At 42.4% G+C, this 17,404-nt stretch carries 17 protein-coding genes; 3 read left to right on the top strand and 14 right to left on the bottom strand.

Translation table 11 applies throughout. The annotated features are described in order from the left end of the window. Positions 1-33 precede the first annotated feature (33 nt). The 3 genes from IGI69_RS03435 to IGI69_RS03425 form a co-directional block, all read right to left on the bottom strand. Positions 34-627, bottom strand: a complete 594-nt coding sequence (locus IGI69_RS03435) for an HD domain-containing protein (RefSeq protein WP_438739724.1) — start codon at positions 625-627, stop codon at positions 34-36. A 197-nt stretch (positions 628-824) separates the two neighbouring features. Further along, a complete protein-coding gene (locus tag IGI69_RS03430; RefSeq protein WP_060792976.1) occupies positions 825-1,205 on the bottom strand; it encodes a DUF7006 family protein in 381 nt (126 codons plus the stop codon). A 485-nt stretch (positions 1,206-1,690) separates the two neighbouring features. Then, positions 1,691-3,184 (bottom strand): helix-turn-helix domain-containing protein, encoded by a 1,494-nt coding sequence (locus tag IGI69_RS03425; protein WP_121259908.1) that lies wholly within the window; start codon positions 3,182-3,184, stop codon positions 1,691-1,693. Positions 3,185-3,715: 531 nt separating this feature from the next. On the opposite strand from IGI69_RS03425, the gene IGI69_RS03420 reads away from it, so the two are divergent. Further along, the gene (locus IGI69_RS03420; RefSeq protein WP_438739721.1) at positions 3,716-4,183 is read left to right on the top strand and encodes a hypothetical protein; all 468 of its coding nucleotides are present in this window, start codon (positions 3,716-3,718) and stop codon (positions 4,181-4,183) included. 70 nt (positions 4,184-4,253) lie between these two features. Here the strand turns inward: IGI69_RS03420 and IGI69_RS03415 are convergent, their stop codons facing one another. From IGI69_RS03415 to IGI69_RS03405, 3 genes are all read right to left on the bottom strand, one after another. After that, a complete protein-coding gene (locus tag IGI69_RS03415; RefSeq protein ID WP_270788188.1) occupies positions 4,254-5,099 on the bottom strand; it encodes a MucBP domain-containing protein in 846 nt (281 codons plus the stop codon). 54 nt (positions 5,100-5,153) lie between these two features. Next, positions 5,154-7,133, bottom strand: a complete 1,980-nt coding sequence (locus IGI69_RS03410; RefSeq protein WP_438739719.1) for a MucBP domain-containing protein — start codon at positions 7,131-7,133, stop codon at positions 5,154-5,156. 395 nt (positions 7,134-7,528) lie between these two features. Next, positions 7,529-8,002: a DUF1456 family protein gene (locus IGI69_RS03405; protein ID WP_010747557.1), complete on the bottom strand. Its 474-nt coding sequence runs from the start codon at positions 8,000-8,002 to the stop codon at positions 7,529-7,531. A gap of 259 nt (positions 8,003-8,261) precedes the next feature. On the opposite strand from IGI69_RS03405, the gene IGI69_RS03400 reads away from it, so the two are divergent. Further along, entirely contained in the window at positions 8,262-8,711 is a 450-nt protein-coding gene (locus tag IGI69_RS03400) for a DUF305 domain-containing protein (protein ID WP_270788186.1), read from the top strand. 132 nt (positions 8,712-8,843) lie between these two features. Here IGI69_RS03400 and hisIE read toward each other — a convergent pair whose 3' ends face one another. The 8 genes from hisIE to hisG all read right to left on the bottom strand — a co-directional run bounded on the left by hisIE (position 8,844) and on the right by hisG (position 16,156). Next, entirely contained in the window at positions 8,844-9,476 is a 633-nt protein-coding gene (gene hisIE, locus IGI69_RS03395) for a bifunctional phosphoribosyl-AMP cyclohydrolase/phosphoribosyl-ATP diphosphatase HisIE (protein WP_010747556.1), read from the bottom strand. A 38-nt stretch (positions 9,477-9,514) separates the two neighbouring features. Continuing rightward, entirely contained in the window at positions 9,515-10,273 is a 759-nt protein-coding gene (hisF, locus tag IGI69_RS03390) for an imidazole glycerol phosphate synthase subunit HisF (RefSeq protein ID WP_005225205.1), read from the bottom strand. Continuing rightward, a complete protein-coding gene (gene hisA / locus IGI69_RS03385) occupies positions 10,270-10,989 on the bottom strand; it encodes a 1-(5-phosphoribosyl)-5-[(5-phosphoribosylamino)methylideneamino]imidazole-4-carboxamide isomerase (RefSeq protein WP_015509107.1) in 720 nt (239 codons plus the stop codon). The genes hisF and hisA overlap by 4 nt, the downstream gene beginning before the upstream one ends. Continuing rightward, positions 10,986-11,609 (bottom strand): imidazole glycerol phosphate synthase subunit HisH, encoded by a 624-nt coding sequence (gene hisH, locus IGI69_RS03380; RefSeq protein WP_074934506.1) that lies wholly within the window; start codon positions 11,607-11,609, stop codon positions 10,986-10,988. The genes hisA and hisH overlap by 4 nt, the downstream gene beginning before the upstream one ends. A 65-nt stretch (positions 11,610-11,674) precedes the next feature. Continuing rightward, positions 11,675-12,268, bottom strand: coding sequence for an imidazoleglycerol-phosphate dehydratase HisB (hisB, locus tag IGI69_RS03375; protein WP_005225202.1), 594 nt, complete (start codon positions 12,266-12,268; stop codon positions 11,675-11,677). Continuing rightward, positions 12,265-13,323 (bottom strand): histidinol-phosphate transaminase, encoded by a 1,059-nt coding sequence (hisC, locus tag IGI69_RS03370; RefSeq protein ID WP_270788185.1) that lies wholly within the window; start codon positions 13,321-13,323, stop codon positions 12,265-12,267. The genes hisB and hisC overlap by 4 nt, the downstream gene beginning before the upstream one ends. Then, complete coding sequence (hisD, locus tag IGI69_RS03365; RefSeq protein WP_284592019.1) at positions 13,320-14,600, bottom strand: histidinol dehydrogenase; 1,281 nt, start codon at positions 14,598-14,600, stop codon at positions 13,320-13,322. Before hisD ends, hisC begins: the two co-directional genes overlap by 4 nt. Continuing rightward, positions 14,597-16,156, bottom strand: a complete 1,560-nt coding sequence (hisG, locus tag IGI69_RS03360) for an ATP phosphoribosyltransferase (protein ID WP_010747551.1) — start codon at positions 16,154-16,156, stop codon at positions 14,597-14,599. The genes hisD and hisG overlap by 4 nt, the downstream gene beginning before the upstream one ends. Positions 16,157-16,669: 513 nt before the next feature. On the opposite strand from hisG, the gene IGI69_RS03355 reads away from it, so the two are divergent. Next, positions 16,670-17,308 carry a CPBP family glutamic-type intramembrane protease gene (locus tag IGI69_RS03355; protein WP_270788182.1) on the top strand — a complete coding sequence of 213 codons (639 nt, stop codon included), beginning with the start codon at positions 16,670-16,672 and terminating at the stop codon, positions 17,306-17,308. Positions 17,309-17,404: the final 96 nt, after the last annotated feature.

The raw sequence follows: 17,404 nt of genomic DNA, 5'->3' as shown, positions 1-17,404 counted from the left end.
CGGCTCATGTTTAGCAGCTTATTGATTTTTGCTTTATTGCTTCAGCCAACCTTTATTTACGGCATCATCTATAAGTTTTCTAACATAGTCCCAAACTTCTGGCATAATTTCTTTGATGACCTCGTTTCGTTTTAATTCGCGTTCACCATCAATGTTATTTTCTAACCAGGTATTCCCGTCACAGTAGTATATCTGCAAGACAGGCTGTAACCTATCGATTGCCGCTGCATATTTTGCTTCTACGGTTGCCATCTCCTCAAACTCTTCCCACAAATCCATAAATTCATCATATTGTTCTCTCGGTAATGTAGAAAATAAACTTGTAGCTGCTTCCCGTTCTCGCTGTACTTTATCCAGGTACCCAGCTTCATCATAACAATAGGTATCACCTGCTTCGATTTCTACCATATCATGAATAATTAACATTTTGAGTACTCGCAACAAATCCACTTGCCCTTCGGTTGCGACATGTTCTGCAAGCAATAGTGCACATAATGTCAAATGCCAGGTGTGCTCTGCATCATTTTCCCGTTGGTTTCTATCATAGATCAGTGTCGATTGTCTAAGGATGGCTTTAAGCTTGTCAGCTTCGACAATAAACTGGATCCTCTTTTCTATTGCATTCATCTGTGACCTCCAATTATTTGTTGAATGAATTTATATCAAAGGTACAGCTTTTTTCCACAATGCCTCCAAAGTTGCATAAAAAACTGCAGCCTTTTCTTTTGGTAAAACAATTACTCCTGCACAAACCTTAATGAAAGGCTCCTTTCAAACTTCCTATAACACTTTTTCCTCACGAATGATCTTTGTTGTTACTTCAACTACTCCACGGAAAAATGCAATGAATGGGGCGTAGGCGCGATCAATGTCAGCCCACATCTTTCTTTAAAATAGGTTTTTCTATCTTGTTTCGCCACTTGCAAAATTTCTGCCTCAGCAAAAGGGACCACATTGTCACTCCCCCGCAATTCACTGCATTCCAAAATAATCAAAATCTCTGCTTCTAATGTATTGATTCTCGCATACTGTTCAAAAAAGTTTTCGTGATTGATTTCTTGGATCGCTCGTTTGATTTCGAAGCAATTGGCAAGAATCTTTTCTTTGAGTTCTGGAAACTCTTCCTTGAAAAAAAGCCGCTCCGTTTCTTCCATGTAGAAGTTTAAATATTCTTCCATTGAATGGATCTTAAATGCTGACTCCATCTTTAGTCCTCCTGTTCTATTGATTGGTGAATCTTATGTAAAATCCTGTTTATGTGTTTATCGTTGGAACGAATACGTCGATGCGTACTCTATGGAAATATTGAAAGGAAATCGACCTTTAGGCTGAAATCACTAGCATTACGTTAAATAGAGGATTCGAACACTCTTTCTTACCTTCGCTTTTTCGTAAAACGTTTCTGTTGACCGAGATCTTTATGCCTGCATTATTACATGTTTTTTAGGAAAGGAGACGCCAATCATTTGTTTGTTAGAAGCAAATAAAGTCCTGTTAGATACCTTCGGGTTGGATCGTATCAATTTTAGTTTCATAAAAGTAAACAAGCCCAATAGCCGATTGAGCGATTGACAAACTACATAGGAAATCTGAGAAACGCTGTGCAAAACTTTTCGCTTCCTACTAAAAAAAGGGAGGATTCTCTGGTTTTGAGAATCCTCCTTTTTTTCATACTGTGAAATCCACAGTTTTACGTATGTTTTTGACTAAACTCATTCTGGAACTTTTCAACTGCTTCAATCAGTTCAAGCCAGCGATCCCCCGTTGGAAAACTATTCCATTTAAAAAATTGGACGTTGGGATTTTGGTCAATAAAAGCTTGCCGATTGACGGGATAATCTGTCACGACAAAATCGGGATTTTCGGAAACAAATGAAAGTGTGTACCCAAACCAGCGCTTCAATCGTTCCTTTTGTCTGATTTCTTGGATTTTTCCGAATTTTGATTCGTGAAAAATACGAACCGTAGAACGATCAATTTTCGCTACCAGAGAAAGAAGCATACTATATTGAAAAAGCAAGCGATTGTTCGCTTCATACATGGTTGAAAAAATTGGTGATTGTTGCGCTAACGATTCGTACATCTCCTGAACAAACGGAAAAATCTTAGGAAAGACACGGCGATAATCTTTGTCCGTGGTGCTTTTTCCAAAGGCATCGATCTTATTTTTCGATGCAAAAAGAAGCGAAACCGAATGAATATTCAAGGCATTGACCAACAGATAATCAATATTGCTTTCAGAAACGAGAAAAACTTTCTGAGCGTTTTCCGCAAATAGCCTTGCTGCAGCGATTGCTCGTGGAGAAAAATGATCCCCAATTGTTAACTGACTAGGAATCTCTTCAGGTAAGTACGTCGTCATGACAGAAAACATATAATACAAGAAGAGAAATTCTGTTTCTGGAAGCCCATTTAGAATCAAATTGTCTCTTAGCAATGGCTTGATCAGCTCTTCTTTAAATTCTTCAAAGGAAATCGTCAGATGCCTCATCTCCCTCATCTCTTGAGGAATCTCTTTTACAGGAAAGCCTCTTTTAAAACGATAAATACTTAACGCCAACAATTGAACAAATTTCTCCTGATCAATCCCGCGATAAAAACTGGGATAACTTGTCAACTTTTTCTTCAATGTACTGACACTTTGTTTCGTCAATCCACTATAACGCACGTTCGTTGCATCATAGATCTGCCAATACATGATGTGGAAAAAATGCCGAATGCGGTATTCTTCGCCCACAAAAAGCGGTTTTCTTTTTAGGTTCAATCGAATGTGATAATTTTCAAGAATCGTTTCTACTTCCTTTAGTTTTCTTTGAACCGTGCGATTGCTGACATAATGTTGTTGGGCGGTTTCTTCCAGCGACACATACTTATCACTAAAGAGTCTGTCTAAAATTTGAAATGGCATGCTTTCTTCTAGCATGACCGAATAAAGCTTAGACAAAAGAAAATTCGGCGCAAAATAAAGCGTCATCTCTCTACCTTCATGCAACGCAATCTCAAAATAAGGATACGCCGTTTGCAAATCGAGTGCTCGCTCAAAAACTAAGACGATTCGTCGTTTTGATAAGTTTGTCTTTTCAGCAAGAACATTTAGTTTTTCACGCTCCACAGCCTGCTCAAAAAAATGCGCAAACAATTCATAAACATCTTGGTCTAATTTAGTTAAAAGAAATTTATACATAATAATACCTCTTAACTTTATTTTTAAGGTAATTATACTCCTTTCACGATCTATTTTCATTCAGTGTGTATTCATTGACTACTTATTTCATTTTATAAGAAGCTGTCTCTGAAACTATCACCTTCTGAATCATTTAGGATAAGCAAAATCATGGCTACAACTACTTAGAACTACGAGTTACTACGTCTGGAGAACATTGCTCTTTCTAACAGCTAGTTTAAGACGACAAAACAGTCCAAAGCGCTATTTATCAAAAAATTATTTTATAATAATAAAAGTAAAAAACCGTATATTTTGCTACGATAATAAGAGAGTCGGTTTTTAGGAGTATTTACAATCGAAGAGTTAGGTAGCCTTTGAGCATTTCAACAATTCCAAAAGCTTTTACTTTCTATCAATTACGCTTATATAAAGTTGAAAATTAGTACAGTTATTTTTAAAGTATCTTCGCCATAATCAAGCTAACTTCTTACATTAATTAAAAAGAATGGGGGGACAGGTGTTCATGCTTCGCTGAATGAACTGAAATCAATGAAAATATCAAAAAAAATAGTATGGTCAAGTGTTGCTAGTATTCTCGTTCCAATTTTAATAAGTCTCGCTGTCTTTGTCTCCCCTAGTAATAAACCTGGGATCGTTGTCTCAAATGACTTTGGAAAGATCACAGTTCCGTTGCGAATAAGTAGAATCTATTTAACTCAAACAAACACTGTCTTCTATCAGCCTGAAATACGCTCAGCCAAAACAGTTCTGGAGGAGGCGAATTTATTAGGAGAAAGCACACTTTCGATAAAAATCGGTGAGGAAGAAAAAGAAATTGTTTCTTATATTGATGCCAATGTTAAGAACTTCTCTCTAGAACTAAACGTGGAAGACTATGACAAAACAACAGGAAAATTAGTCTTGACTATTGCCTATCGTGATGGCTTGAATGATGAATTCAAGAACGTAACATTCGAAAGATTACTGATAAAAACCTATATTCTCGCTCATATTTAAATAGGGTTAAACAAAGAGTATCCAGAAAACAATCAATTCTGGATACTCTTTCCTCTCTATTGAAAAGCTTTTAATTTTCAGTTTTTCTTTTTCGTCTCAAAATTACTACGAAAGAAAACAGAACAGTGATGACTCCCAAAAAGCCCATGATTCGTTGACCTGTAAGTTGTTCTCCTGTTGCAGGCAACTTATTTTTTGATTTGGTTTGTGTGTTTGTTTGCTTGCTGTTATTTCCTGAGCTATTCCCGTTCTCTTCGTCCGGCGTCTTGTTTTCTGATTCTGGTGTATCTTTTCCTGAATCTTCTCCCGGTTCATTCTCTTTATCAGCACTGTAAACATAAATAACTTCTTGGACGGCATCACTGAAGGTACCTTTTGCATTTTTAGGCGTCTTTGAAACCCGCCAGCCAGATATTTCTTTGGCGTTGCTTTCATAAGACAAGCCAACTTTTCCATTAAGGATCGTTGGTTCAGCTAATTGATTTCCTTCCATGTCTTCATATCTTACGATAACCAGTGCTGCATCACTACGTTCATAAACATAGGTAACTTCTTGCGCATTTTCACTATAAGTCCCATTAGCGTTAGTTGGCATTTGGGAAACGTACCAGCCTGGGATGGCTTTAGCTTTACTTGTATAAGGTAAACCTATTTTGCCACTCAATACCGTCGGTGCAGATAGTTGATTCCCTTCTGTATCTTCATACTTGACCGTCACTGGCGCTGCATCACTACGTTCATAGACATAAATGACTTCTTGTGCCGTTTCGCTAAATGTACCTGTAGCATTGCTTGGCGTTTGAGCTACAAACCAGCCTGGGATCGCTTTGGCTTCACTTTCATATGGCAACCCTATTTTGCCATTCATTACGGTTGGTGCTGCCAATTCATTGCCTTCTGTATCTTCATACTTCACAGTAACTGGCGCTGCATCACTACGCTCATAGACATAAACGACTTCTTGTACCGTTTAGCTGTAAGTCCCGTTAGCGTTAGTTGGTGTTTGAGAAACGTACCAGCCATTGATTGCTTTAGCTTCACTTGTATATGGCAGACCTATTTTGCCACTTAATACCGTCGGTGCAGATAGTTGATTCCCTTCTGTATCTTCATACTTGACAGTAACTGGCGCTGCATCGCTACGTTCATAGACATAAATTACTTCTTGTGCCGTTTCGCTAAATGTACCTGTAGCATTGCTTGGCGTTTGAGCTACAAACCAGCCTGGGATCGCTTTGGCTTCACTTTCATATGGCAACCCTATTTTGCCACTCAATACTGTCGGGGCGGATAGTTGATTCCCCTCTGTATCTTCATACTTCACAGTAACTGGCGCTGCATCGCTACGTTCATAGACATAAATTACTTCTTGAGCACTTTCACTGTAAGTCCCATTGGCGTTTTCTGGCATTTGGGATACGTACCAGCCTGGGATTGCTTTGGCTTCACTTTCATATGGCAAACCTATTTTGCCATTCATTACGGTTGGTGCTGCCAATTCATTGCCTTCTGTATCTTCATACTTCACGGTAACTGGCGCTGCATCACTACGTTCATAGACATAAACGACTTCTTGCGCGACATCACTGAAGGTCCCTATCCTATCCCCTTGGATCTCTTTCAGTGTATAGCCTGAGATATCCTTTTCTTCCGTAGTAAAGGGGTCGCCTACATACCCTGATAAAGTGACATTTGGTGCAAGCGTCTGTCCGTTTTCGTCAAGATACTTGACCGTAACATCTTCTGCAGTATTCACATACTTCACAGGTACTTGATAATTCACTAAATATTGAATGGTACCTGTACTAGCAGCTCTCTCGGTGGATAAACGATTAGGAACCAGAGAAGTGATTGACAAATAGTCAACATTGGCGGGAATATTTTTAAATTGAATCCCTTCTTCAGTCAGTTCAAACCCATCATTTTCATATAAGGGAAAGATATAGCCATTTTTATCTATCCCCCGAATCGAATAAGAATACTTTTTGTTGGACAAAGAAGAGAGCAACGCATTTCCTTGGGTATCAACCATCATACGGTCTTTATAAAGAACATCAGATTGGCCATCTTTTACTAGCATTGGCTCTAATAGTATTTTCTCCTGAGTCATAATAGATAGTTGGGAATTTTGATGGTGTTCTGGAGATAGCTCTAACTTAGAAAAATCCGTCATGCTACTTGCATAGACCGTCAGATAATCTGTTACCCATCCACTAAGATATTGACCAACCCCAATTAATTCTTGGGCTGTCAAATAGGCATCATAATTTCCTATGTGGATATTTGAAAAAGATCCTTTTGGAAGAACGTGTGCTAGTACATTAGGACGGGTAAACAATGTTGCATTTTCCGCCATAGTGATTTGGGGAACATTCGTAGCAATAATAGACGTCGTGTATAACGCTTGCAAGTTGCTAGCGTATTCTAAACCAGTAAAATCGACTACTGTGTCTTTGACTAAAGAAGAAAAATCTAACTGTTTTAGATTCACCATATCTTCTTGAGTGATCGTATCAACTGTTTTGTTTAGCCCTTTCGCTACCTCATTTTGCAAATTCTTATCCGGCATCCAAGCGTCTAATGAAACGCTTCGATTAGAGAATGCCTCTTTCATTTCCGCTGATGATTCAGTTGCCGAGCTAGCTGTGTCTTTACTTGAATCAGGGAGGTTTTTTTCTGTACTTTCCGTCGAGCCACTTTTCTCATCATCATTAACCACTTCTTGCGATTCTGAGTTACTTGTGGTGTCACCGTTGATTTCTTCTTTTATACGAGAAGAATCGACTGTTTCAGTAGTCTCCTCCACTTTTTCTAATGTTCCTAATGTCGTGATTTCTTTGTTTGATGGAATGGTTTCCTGTTCCTCAGCCATAACTTGTGCCAAAGGTGCCAACACAGGCTGACTTAACAAGATCGCCAATGACAAATAGCCCCAAAATTTCCTTTTCATAACATTCTCCTTTTATATTCGTTTAAATACGATACGCTTTCCTATCTTTCACCTATCGACAAACTTCCCCTTCTGATGATGGTGACGACTTGTTAATTACAATCTTTAGACACAGGATACCCCTGTTCATTTTGATAGTATTACATGGTTCATCATTCTGAACACGTCAACATTTGTATCAGAAATGACCAAACTTGTCAGGTTTTAACAAACAGGTTATTCAAGCAAACAGATCGCTCACTTCACCTGCTCCTTCATGCTCCAAGCTTGGCCTCAGTTAGCGTTATAATCACTGATTTAAATTGTTTTTTTTAATTTACACACAAAAAAAGAGACACATAACATGCATCTCTTTGGGCGGCCCATTGTAAGTTCAGCCTATTATTGATTTTTTACTAGTTATCCCGATACTCGATCGTCAATCCTTTTAAAAAGTTGCGGGCATATTTGTCTAAACATGGTTTGTAATTGCGATGGCCTTCTTTTCGTAAAATGGCGCCTAATTCACCTTTTGAAACTTTAACTCCCGCTTGCTCGAAAATGTCCAGCATTTCATCTGTTGTTAGGGAAAGGGCGATTTTTATTTTCTTCAGCATCAAATTATTTACATTGCCATTGTTCAACTCTAGGACAGGTTCTGCAGCATCTGGCTTTGTTCCTCGTTGCGAGCGAATCAAACCATTTAAGAAACGCTCAAAGGCTTCATTGGTACACTCAATCTCGTAGGTCTCAGGATCTTTTTTCTTCAATAATTGTCTTACTTCTTCTTTTGTGAAAGAAGCGCCGCCAAGTTCAAAAATTTTCACCATGTCGGTATCCTTGATATCCAAAGCATAGCGTAAACGCGTCAAGCGATCATTGTGATTCATTCTATACACCATCCATTTCTTAGGTTGATTATAACAAATAAACCTAGACGAGTAATCCCGTTTTCGCTTTTTTACTCTAAGAACCCATTTGTTTTCGTTCAAATGTATATCGCTTCTCTCATTCTACTTCCTCCGCTATACTTGATTTAGGGAGTAAATTTATTCTAACAAAACAATAAACGAAAAAAAGCATCTGTTCCGATGATGTTTTGGATTGCTTTATTGTTTTTATTTTGTACACAAAAAGGAGAGGAAAGAAATGAGGAAATACGGGAAATTTTTGGTAATGATTGGGGTATCGACGGTGATTATGTTTTGTATGATGTATTTCAATGTCTACGCCCTCGATCATATCTTTTTCAGCCAAACCCGCCTATTTATGGCACTAATGATGGGCGCGATGATGGCGATCATCATGCTGTTATTTATGTGGAAGATGTATGACAACAAGAAAATGAATATCGGAATTTTAGTTGTCAGTGTTGTACTCTTTTTTGGTTCACTGTTTATGGTCAGAAGCCAAACCGCCGTGGGAGATACGGCCTGGATGAAAGCCATGATTCCCCATCATTCGATTGCGATTCTAACCAGTAAAAATGCCGATTTGTCTGATCCAAGAGTAAAAGAACTTGCAGAAAAAATCATTGACGCACAGGAAAAAGAAATCAAAGAAATGAAAGAATTGATCGAAGAGTTGGAAAACAAATAGCCAGTTTGTGTGCTCACTCAAAGTACCAGCAGATCAACTTTATCGCCACGGTTGCGAAGCCCTTCAAACAATGGCTGAAGGGCTTCTTTTTTTATCGTCAGTTGCTTTCTTTCTACTGAAAACCCCTGACCGTTATTGCATCCGTTCTTGTTTGACTTTCTTATCCACAACATGACGCTTGGCAAGCTCTTGGCGAATAGCCGCTAAATCAATCCCCATTTCTGCCATTAAAACCAATGTATGATACGCCAAATCAGCAATCTCATAAACGGTTTCTTGGCGGTCTTCCTTCATCGCCCCAATCACGACCTCGGTTGCTTCCTCGCCGATTTTTTTTAAGATTTTCTCACTGCCTTTTTCAAACAAGTAGCTGGTATAGCTGCCTTCTTGCGGCGTATCTTTACGACCTTTTATCAGCTCATACAACGCATCGATGGTCGGAGAGGATTCTGTACCATAAAGCACCTCTGTAAAGCAGCTTTCTGTGCCTGTATGGCAAGCAGGTCCGTCTTTTTTTACTTTGGCGACTAAAGCATCTTGATCGCAATCTGCGGTCAATGATACTAAATGCTGGTAATTGCCGCTGGTTTCTCCTTTGCGCCACAATTCTTGGCGACTGCGGGAATAAAAGGTCATCAATCGGTCTTTCAAGGTCAAGGTCAAACTTTCTTGGTTCATATAAGCCAAGGTCAAAACTTCATTCGTTTCCACATCCTGCACGATCACTGGAACCAATCCTTGTTCATCAAATCGTACTTGCACCATGTTATCCACTCCTTCTATTGCCTATCAAAACGCCAACGCTATACGATTCGTACGGGAATATCGACGGCCTGTAATTGTTTTTTCAGTTCTGGGATTTTTACCTCGCCATAGTGAAAAATCGAGGCCGCCAACCCTGCTTCAATATTTGGCAATTGAAACAGCTCGATAAAATCGGCACTTTTGCCAGCACCACCCGATGCGACGATCGGTAATTTGGTGATTTCGCTGACAGCTTTCAGCAAGTCTAAATCAAACCCCTGCTTCACGCCATCGGTATCCATGCTGTTGATGACTAGTTCACCAGCACCTAACTGCTCAGCTTGGCGAATCCACGCCAATGCTTCTAAGCCTGTATCTTCCCGTCCGCCTTTGGCAAACACATGCCAGTTCTCACCGACACGGCGAACATCAACGGATAAAACAACGCACTGGCTGCCATAGCGTTTCGCGCCTTCTGCAATCAACTCTGGTCTGCGAAGTGCCCCCGAATTGACGCTGACTTTGTCGGCGCCACAGTTTAAGACTCGTTCAAAATCTGCTACTTGATTGATGCCACCGCCCACCGTCAAAGGAATAAACACTTCTGACGCCACGCGCTGCAAAATGTCCGTGAATAAGCCGCGTTCTTCTGCAGAAGCAGTAATGTCATAAAAAACCAGCTCATCGGCGCCTTGTTCATTGTAAAAGCGCGCCAAAGTCACTGGATCATTGACATCTTTTAAGCCAGCAAAATTGACCCCTTTCACGACTCGCCCATCTCGCACATCAAGGCAAGGAATGATTCGTTTGGCGATCATGCTTCTGCCTCCCCTGCTGCTAAGACATCCGCCAATTGGAGACTGCCGTTATATAAGGATTTCCCAACGATCACGCCAGAGATGCCCAACTGTTTTAATCCTTTAATATCTGCCAATGAAGCCACGCCGCCAGAAGCCACGATGTCGCAATCCAATTGATTGAGTTTTTCGTATAGCGGCAGATTGATGCCTTCTCCTGTACCGTCACGTGAGATTTCGGTAAAGATGATCGTTTGCGCGCCCCATTCCACCAATTGTTGGCAAAAAGTAAACGCGTCTGTTGCCGTTTTCTCGAGCCAGCCTTCCACGGCCACTTTTTCTTCCTTGGCATCGACCCCAATCGCGATCTTATTGCCGTATTTCTTAAGCATCGCTTTTGTGAATGCTGGGTCTTTCTGGGCAATCGTGCCGAGGATCACCCGATGAACGCCTGCTGCCAAACAATGCTGGATCGTTTCTTCCTCACGAATCCCGCCGCCAACTTCGACAAACAGATTGGTTTGCTGGACGATTTTTTTTGCGACATCAAAGTAATGGAGTTTGCCAGCTTTGGCACCATCTAAGTCGACGAGGTGCAGATAGTTGGCACCTTCTTCTTCAAATGAACGAGCAAATGCCACTGGATCGTCTCCAAACACTTCTTTTTGCTCATAGTCTCCTTGGTACAAACGGACCACTTTTTGATCTAACAGATCGATTGCTGGAAAAATTTTCATAGCGGCACCTCCGTAAATGCTTTTAAAATCTTCAACCCGACAGCCCCACTTTTTTCTGGGTGAAACTGAGTGCCGAAGACATTGTCTTTTTGCACGATACCGGGAATTGCTAGACCATAGTCACTGTCTGCTATGACATACTCTTGGCAATCAGTAGCAAAATAACTGTGGACATAGTAGACAAAGTCTTGTTCCCCTAGCCCGCTGACGAGAGGACTTTCCTTTCTGACAGTCAGCCGATTCCAACCAATCTGCGGCACTTTCAGATTCAGTTTGGCTTCTTCAAAGGCGCTTTGCATGGAAACGATCCGTCCTGGAATCAAACCGAGCCCCACATGTGTGCCAAACTCCTCGCTGCTGTCGAACAACAGCTGCATCCCTAAACAAATGCCTAAAAAGGGTTTGCCAGCTGCTGCCAATTCTTGGATCGGTTCGATCAGCGACAACTCTGCCAACTTTTGGCGGGCATCGCCAAAAGCGCCTACGCCAGGTAAAAGAATGCGGTCGGCAGCTTTTAATTCTGCTAGTGAACGCGTGATTCGGCAGTCAACCCCCAAATAATCCAGCGAACGAGACAAGCTGAACAAATTGCCGACCCCATAGTCGATGATTGCTAACATAATACGCCCCTTTCCTTATCTCATCCATCTGTGTGGAAGATACGTAATCATTTTTCCCTCATGACTCACTGGATCGTCCCTTTGGTTGAAGGAATCTCATCTGGGGCTGCTTGATTGATCGCTACTGCTTCACCTAAAGCACGCCCAAATCCTTTAAAACAAGCTTCCACAATGTGGTGGCTGTTTTTGCCAGCGATTTGATGGAGATGGATCGTAGCACCTAATTCACGGGCAAAAGCAATGAAAAATTCTTCAACCAATTCCGTATCAAACTGCTGCCCGATTTTTTCACTCGGTATCGCCAACTCTACGACTGCCATGCCGCGACCGCTGATATCGATCGCTGTCATGACTAAGGCTTCGTCCATCGGCAGCAGCATACTGCCATAACGTTTGATGCCTCGTCGCTCCCCAAGACTTTCTGAAAACGCTCGGCCAATGGCGATGGCAACGTCTTCTGTTGTGTGATGGGCATCTACTTCTGTATCACCATCACAGACCAACGTCAAATCAAAGCGACCGTGGCGGACAAATAATTCCAGCATGTGGTCTAAAAACCCCACACCAGTCTTGATTGATTGCTGACCAGTACCATCGATCGTCAACTGCAGGTGGATCTTGGTTTCAGTCGTATTGCGGGTAACTTCTGCTTTTCTCATTCCTTCACCTCTTCTATGATCGTTGTTAACACCGTCATCAATCGTTCCATCTGGGCCTTCGTTCCTACCGTGATCCGTAAATACTCTTTGATGCGGGGCTGATTAAACCAGCGGACGAAGATTTTCTGCTCTTTCAGTGCCTGATACAACTCTTCACCAGCAATCACAGGGTGCCTTGCAAACAAAAAATTTCCTTGGCTGTCGGTCTGCTCAAAGCCGAGTTTCGCTAGGGCTTGCTTGCTCCACTCACGCACGTGGATCGTTGCTTGGATCTTCTCATCGACATACGCTTGTTCCTGCAAAACGGCTGCACCTGCGGCTTGGGTCAAACTATTGACATTGTAAGGATTCAAGCTAAATTTCAACCGATTCAAGTCTTGGATCAGTCCTTCATTAGCAACCGCAAAGCCTAGGCGTGCCCCTGCCAGCTGCCGAGATTTCGAAAACGTCCCCACAACCAAGAGATTTGGGTATTGATCGATCAAAGAAACCATTGAAGTGCCGCCAAAATCGATATAGGCCTCGTCGACAATCACTAAGCGATCGGGATGCCGTTTTAGAAAGGCACAAATTTCGCTTTGTTCTTGATAAACCCCAGTCGGCGCATTGGGATTGGCAAAAATGACAGTCCCTTTGAGCGAATCGTAGTCCGTTAACGCGATCGAGAAATCTTCTTGCAGCGGAACAACGGTGGCAGCGACTTGGTACAAGGCACTATACACTTGATAAAACCCATAGGTCACATCGGGAAAGGCGATGCCGTTTTCCGTGAAGCCTTGAAAGAGATAGGACAAGACTTCGTCACTGCCATTACCGAGAAACAGCTGGGCTGGTGTAACGCCAAGATAAGCAGCCAGAGGGGTTGTCACCACTTCAGCAGCAATATCCGAGTAACGATTCAGCTTGTGGGCGGCATCGGCAACCGCTGCTTGAACACTTGGCGCTGGCGGATAAGGACTTTCATTGGTGTTCAGTTTAATAACGGCTTGCTCGTCTACTTGTTCCCCTGGTGTATAAGGAGTCAGCTTGTGATACTTTTGATGTAAAAAGGTCATTTTTCTCCCTCTCTTCGTACATTGATCGAACGGGCATGGCCGATCAAGTCTTCGGTTTCTGCGAACAACGCTACGGCTGGACCAGCCGCCTTCATGGCTGCTTCTGGGTAATACAAGTAGCTGCTTTTCTTAATAAAATCATCCACTGATAACGGCGAGTAAAAACGGGCGGTCCCTTCCGTCGGTAGGGTATGATTTGGTCCAGCAAAATAATCTCCCAGCACTTCTGGTGTATGATGTCCTAAAAAGACACTACCCGCATTTTCTACTTGTCCCAACAAAGCAAAAGGATCTGCCACTGCTAATTCAAGGTGTTCTGGGGCGATTTGATTGGCAATGGTAAGTGCTTCGGTCAAATCTTTGACTAGGATCAGCTTTCCGCTAGATTCAAGCGCCGCAGCAGCAATGTCTTTGCGGGGCAGTTCCTTCAGCTGCAAATCAAGCTCTACTTGGACTTGTTCAATCAAGGCTGCTTCTGTCGTGACTAAGATGGCTTGCGCTAAGATATCATGCTCGGCTTGTGCCAAAAGATCCGCTGCCAGCCAGCGAGGATTTGCGCTGGCATCGGCGATGATCAGCACATCGCTGGGCCCTGCGATCATATCGATATCAACTTCGCCGTACACCATTTTTTTCGCTGTGGCGACATAAATATTTCCTGGTCCGACGATTTTGTCGACTTTGGGAATCGTTTCTGTCCCATAAGCCAATGCCGCTACGCCATGGGCACCACCGACTTTGTAGATTTCATCCACTCCAGCAACGGAAGCTGCCGCTAAGATAGCAGCTGGAACTTTTCCTTGGCTGTCCGTCGGTGTGATCATAACGATTTTTTTGACCCCGGCGATTTTTGCTGGCAGGACATCCATCAAAACCGTACTAGGATAAGCTGCTGTGCCGCCAGGAACGTAGACCCCGACTTTTGCTAGTGGCAAGACCCGCTGTCCCATCACAACGCCATTTTCCTTCGTCAAGACAAAGCCTTGCTGGACTTGCTTTTGATGAAATGCCAAAATGTTTTCCTTCGCCTGTTCCATCACCTCAAGCAGCTCAGGGGAGACGGCTTGGACAGCCGTTTCAACCTCCTCAAGACTGACGGTTAAGGAAGACAAGGTCACTTGATCGATTTCTTCAATTAATTGAAACAACGCCTGATCTCCTTGCTGCTGAACACGGGCAATGATTTGGGCGACAACGGTTGAAACATCCTTCGTTTCCGACTGTTTCCTTGCCACAATCGTTTCGATCGTATCTTTTTGGGTCGAAAAAATTCTCATAATTGCTCCCTCACCTTCTCAATCACTGTTTGAATGCGTTCTTGCTTGAAACGCCACGTGGCGTGGTTGATCACTAAACGCGCTGAAGACGGCGCGATGTCTTGGATCACTTCTAAATCATTTTCTTTTAGTGTCGTCCCCGTTTCGACGATGTCAACGATCACATCGGAGAGACCTAACAAAGGAGCCAATTCAATCGATCCATGCAGTTGGATCAATTCCACCGAGCGACCTAACCCTTGATAAAATTGGCGGGTGATCTGCGGATATTTTGTGGAGACCCGCAGCGGGCGGGAGAAATCTTCCTCGAAATCCGTACGCGCAGCTACTGCCAAACGGCAGACCCCCATATGCAAATCAAGAAATTCGATGACTTCTGCCTTGCTTTCCATTAAAATATCTTTGCCTACGACACCGATATCCGCCACTCCGTGCTCCACATAGATCGCCACATCGCTCGGCTTGACTAAGAAAAAGCGCAACTTGTTTTCTTCATCACAAAAAATTAGTTGGCGATTGTCTTTGAAGACGCCTTGCGCAGCAACTCCAGCTTTCGTGAATAAATCGTATACGGCATCCCCCATGCGGCCTTTAGGTAGCGCAATGTTCAAATAGCCTGAACTTTCGTTGTCAGTCGGCACCTTTTGCCCTACATGGTTGAGCTTCATACCAAACCCGATCGCCCCTTGCTCTTTGCCTTGCCGACTCATCAAGCGATCATAACGGCCGCCATATAAAATCGTCTCTCTTGCTTCTTCGATGAATCCTTGAAACAGCAAGCCACTGTAATAATCGGCATCATTTAAAATTGAAAAATCCAGCCTTATCCGAATGGAGGCTGACAGTTGTTCTTTTTGCAATGCTTGATACAGTTGTTTTAGTTCTGCTAAACCAGCTTGTGCTTGGGGATACTCTGCCAGCAGCTCTTTGGCTTTTTGATACTTGGTTTCAAAATCACCTGACAAACGTACCAGTTTCGCCAATTTTTCAGCTTCTGTTGCTGACAAGCCAGCCTTTTCAGTCAGTGCATCCATGCCATGGGAACTCTTGTCCCGCAGGCAGTGCAGTACCTTTTGTCGATCCGCTTCGGGGAAGCGTTGGCAGATGCCATCCAAAATCCCCATATGAGACAGATCCAAGGTCCCTTTTCCCACCTGAGCCAAACTTTCCCAAGCCAGTTTTACAACCTCCAGTTGATCTTCCCATGTGATTTGGTCAATGAGCTCCAAACCGATTTGATCGATCTTTTGGTATTCCCCTGCTTGACGATCCTGTCGATAGACATCCTCCACATAATACACTCTGCGCGCTTCTCCAGAAGGTGTATTTTTGGCAATCGACAAGGTGACATCGGGTTTTAGCGCCATCGTCCTGCCATCCGTGCCTGTAAACGTGATGATGGAAGAACCACGCAAAAACTGATCATTTTGCTGATAGTTGCGATACTCTTCAAAATTGTTCGAGTGATAAGGTGAAAAATGATGCTGCGTATACAATTTTCTTAATTTCAGTTCGACTTGTTCGGCTGGTTTTAATACATTCCATAACTCTTCCACACTTATCACTCCTATTTCATGCCACTGATTCGGCTTTCTCACTGTTAAAGGCTCGCTTTATCATCGATTCACCATCAGTTTTTCTAATAATACTAATGGTTTTGCCATAAATAAGCAATGGTATTTTTCGAAATATTCTGGAATTTTTAGTCGATTTCAAGAGAACATAGCGATGTCGTTTCTTTGTTGACGATTATTCCATCGAATCTGGAAGTCAGTTTTCCTTTCTTAATGAAGTAACTTAGTACTTGTGCATCCGCCATCACTTAGTTGCTCAACCATAAAAAAGTCCGAAATATACGACCATCTTGTTTCAGAAACTCGTTATCGATTACTCTATCTTTTGTACCGTACAAAGAATTGGCGCAAATGAAGCGATGATATGAAAATCACCCAAAACGTTCATTGTTGTACTTATCGCTTATATTACGGCACAAAAAGCACACTGCAGAAGAATCAGAGAAAACAGCTAAATAGTACATGCTCTATAGCTTAATAAGGAGAGAAAAGTAAATGAACAAACTTATAGGAAAACAAATCTCATGGAACCACGCTTTACTAGGAACGGTCCTCGCAGGTATCGGTTTGATCGGTCTTTTGTATGCCCCTGCCATCGTCAGCATCTTCTCATTGTCGATTGCCAGCTATTGGGCATTACGGCTAGTTTACGGTAAAGAAGCAGTCAAGCAGCTCTTTGGAAAACCCATCGCGCCAGTGAAGACGATCAGCAAGTATTTTTTTCTAAACATCCTGATCAGCTTCCTCGTTTCTCTCATTTTGCAATATGGACTAAAGTGGGATCTTCACGGAAATCCAGTGAACGAAGGCTTTCAATGGTTGACTCTGCTAGTTATTCCAATCATGTTACTTGGAGAAGAACTCTTTTCCATCTTCTTTTTAGCGATCTTTTCTAGTAAATGTACCTTGCCAGTTGCCAGCATCCTTTCCGCGATCATCTTTGGCTTGGTTCATTACAGCACTTATGACAACGGCAATGTTTTCCATACCTTGGTCCATATTCTTTTCATTCAAGGGGTGGCGCGCTTGCTATTTAACCAAGCTGCCATCAAGAGCAACTCGATCCTGACTAGTTGGGGCACACATGTCTTGTTCGACCTGTTTGCTATTTTAGTGGCTTATCTGACTGCTTGAGAAAAACGAAAAAGACTGATTCAATTGAAATCAGTCTTTTTTGATACAACAACTAGTTACCTGAGTATCCCTCCCTGAAAAGAAGCATTGATCGCT

Origin of the sequence: Enterococcus sp. DIV1083b (assembly GCF_051713705.1) — a bacterium.
GTDB lineage: Bacteria > Bacillota > Bacilli > Lactobacillales > Enterococcaceae > Enterococcus_D > Enterococcus_D casseliflavus.
Note: the sequence above shows the minus strand (reverse complement) of the source record. Positions and strands in the feature narration are given on the sequence as shown.

Coding starts and splice junctions, on each gene's coding strand:
- IGI69_RS03435 (WP_438739724.1), bottom strand. CDS start 627: ATGAATGCAATAGAAAAGAGGATCCAGTTTATTGTCGAAGCTGACAAG.
- IGI69_RS03430 (WP_060792976.1), bottom strand. CDS start 1,205: ATGGAGTCAGCATTTAAGATCCATTCAATGGAAGAATATTTAAACTTC.
- IGI69_RS03425 (WP_121259908.1), bottom strand. CDS start 3,184: ATGTATAAATTTCTTTTAACTAAATTAGACCAAGATGTTTATGAATTG.
- IGI69_RS03420 (WP_438739721.1), top strand. CDS start 3,716: ATGAAAATATCAAAAAAAATAGTATGGTCAAGTGTTGCTAGTATTCTC.
- IGI69_RS03410 (WP_438739719.1), bottom strand. CDS start 7,133: ATGAAAAGGAAATTTTGGGGCTATTTGTCATTGGCGATCTTGTTAAGT.
- IGI69_RS03405 (WP_010747557.1), bottom strand. CDS start 8,002: ATGAATCACAATGATCGCTTGACGCGTTTACGCTATGCTTTGGATATC.
- IGI69_RS03400 (WP_270788186.1), top strand. CDS start 8,262: ATGAGGAAATACGGGAAATTTTTGGTAATGATTGGGGTATCGACGGTG.
- hisIE (WP_010747556.1), bottom strand. CDS start 9,476: ATGGTGCAAGTACGATTTGATGAACAAGGATTGGTTCCAGTGATCGTG.
- hisF (WP_005225205.1), bottom strand. CDS start 10,273: ATGATCGCCAAACGAATCATTCCTTGCCTTGATGTGCGAGATGGGCGA.
- hisA (WP_015509107.1), bottom strand. CDS start 10,989: ATGAAAATTTTTCCAGCAATCGATCTGTTAGATCAAAAAGTGGTCCGT.
- hisH (WP_074934506.1), bottom strand. CDS start 11,609: ATGTTAGCAATCATCGACTATGGGGTCGGCAATTTGTTCAGCTTGTCT.
- hisB (WP_005225202.1), bottom strand. CDS start 12,268: ATGAGAAAAGCAGAAGTTACCCGCAATACGACTGAAACCAAGATCCAC.
- hisC (WP_270788185.1), bottom strand. CDS start 13,323: ATGACCTTTTTACATCAAAAGTATCACAAGCTGACTCCTTATACACCA.
- hisD (WP_284592019.1), bottom strand. CDS start 14,600: ATGAGAATTTTTTCGACCCAAAAAGATACGATCGAAACGATTGTGGCA.
- IGI69_RS03355 (WP_270788182.1), top strand. CDS start 16,670: ATGAACAAACTTATAGGAAAACAAATCTCATGGAACCACGCTTTACTA.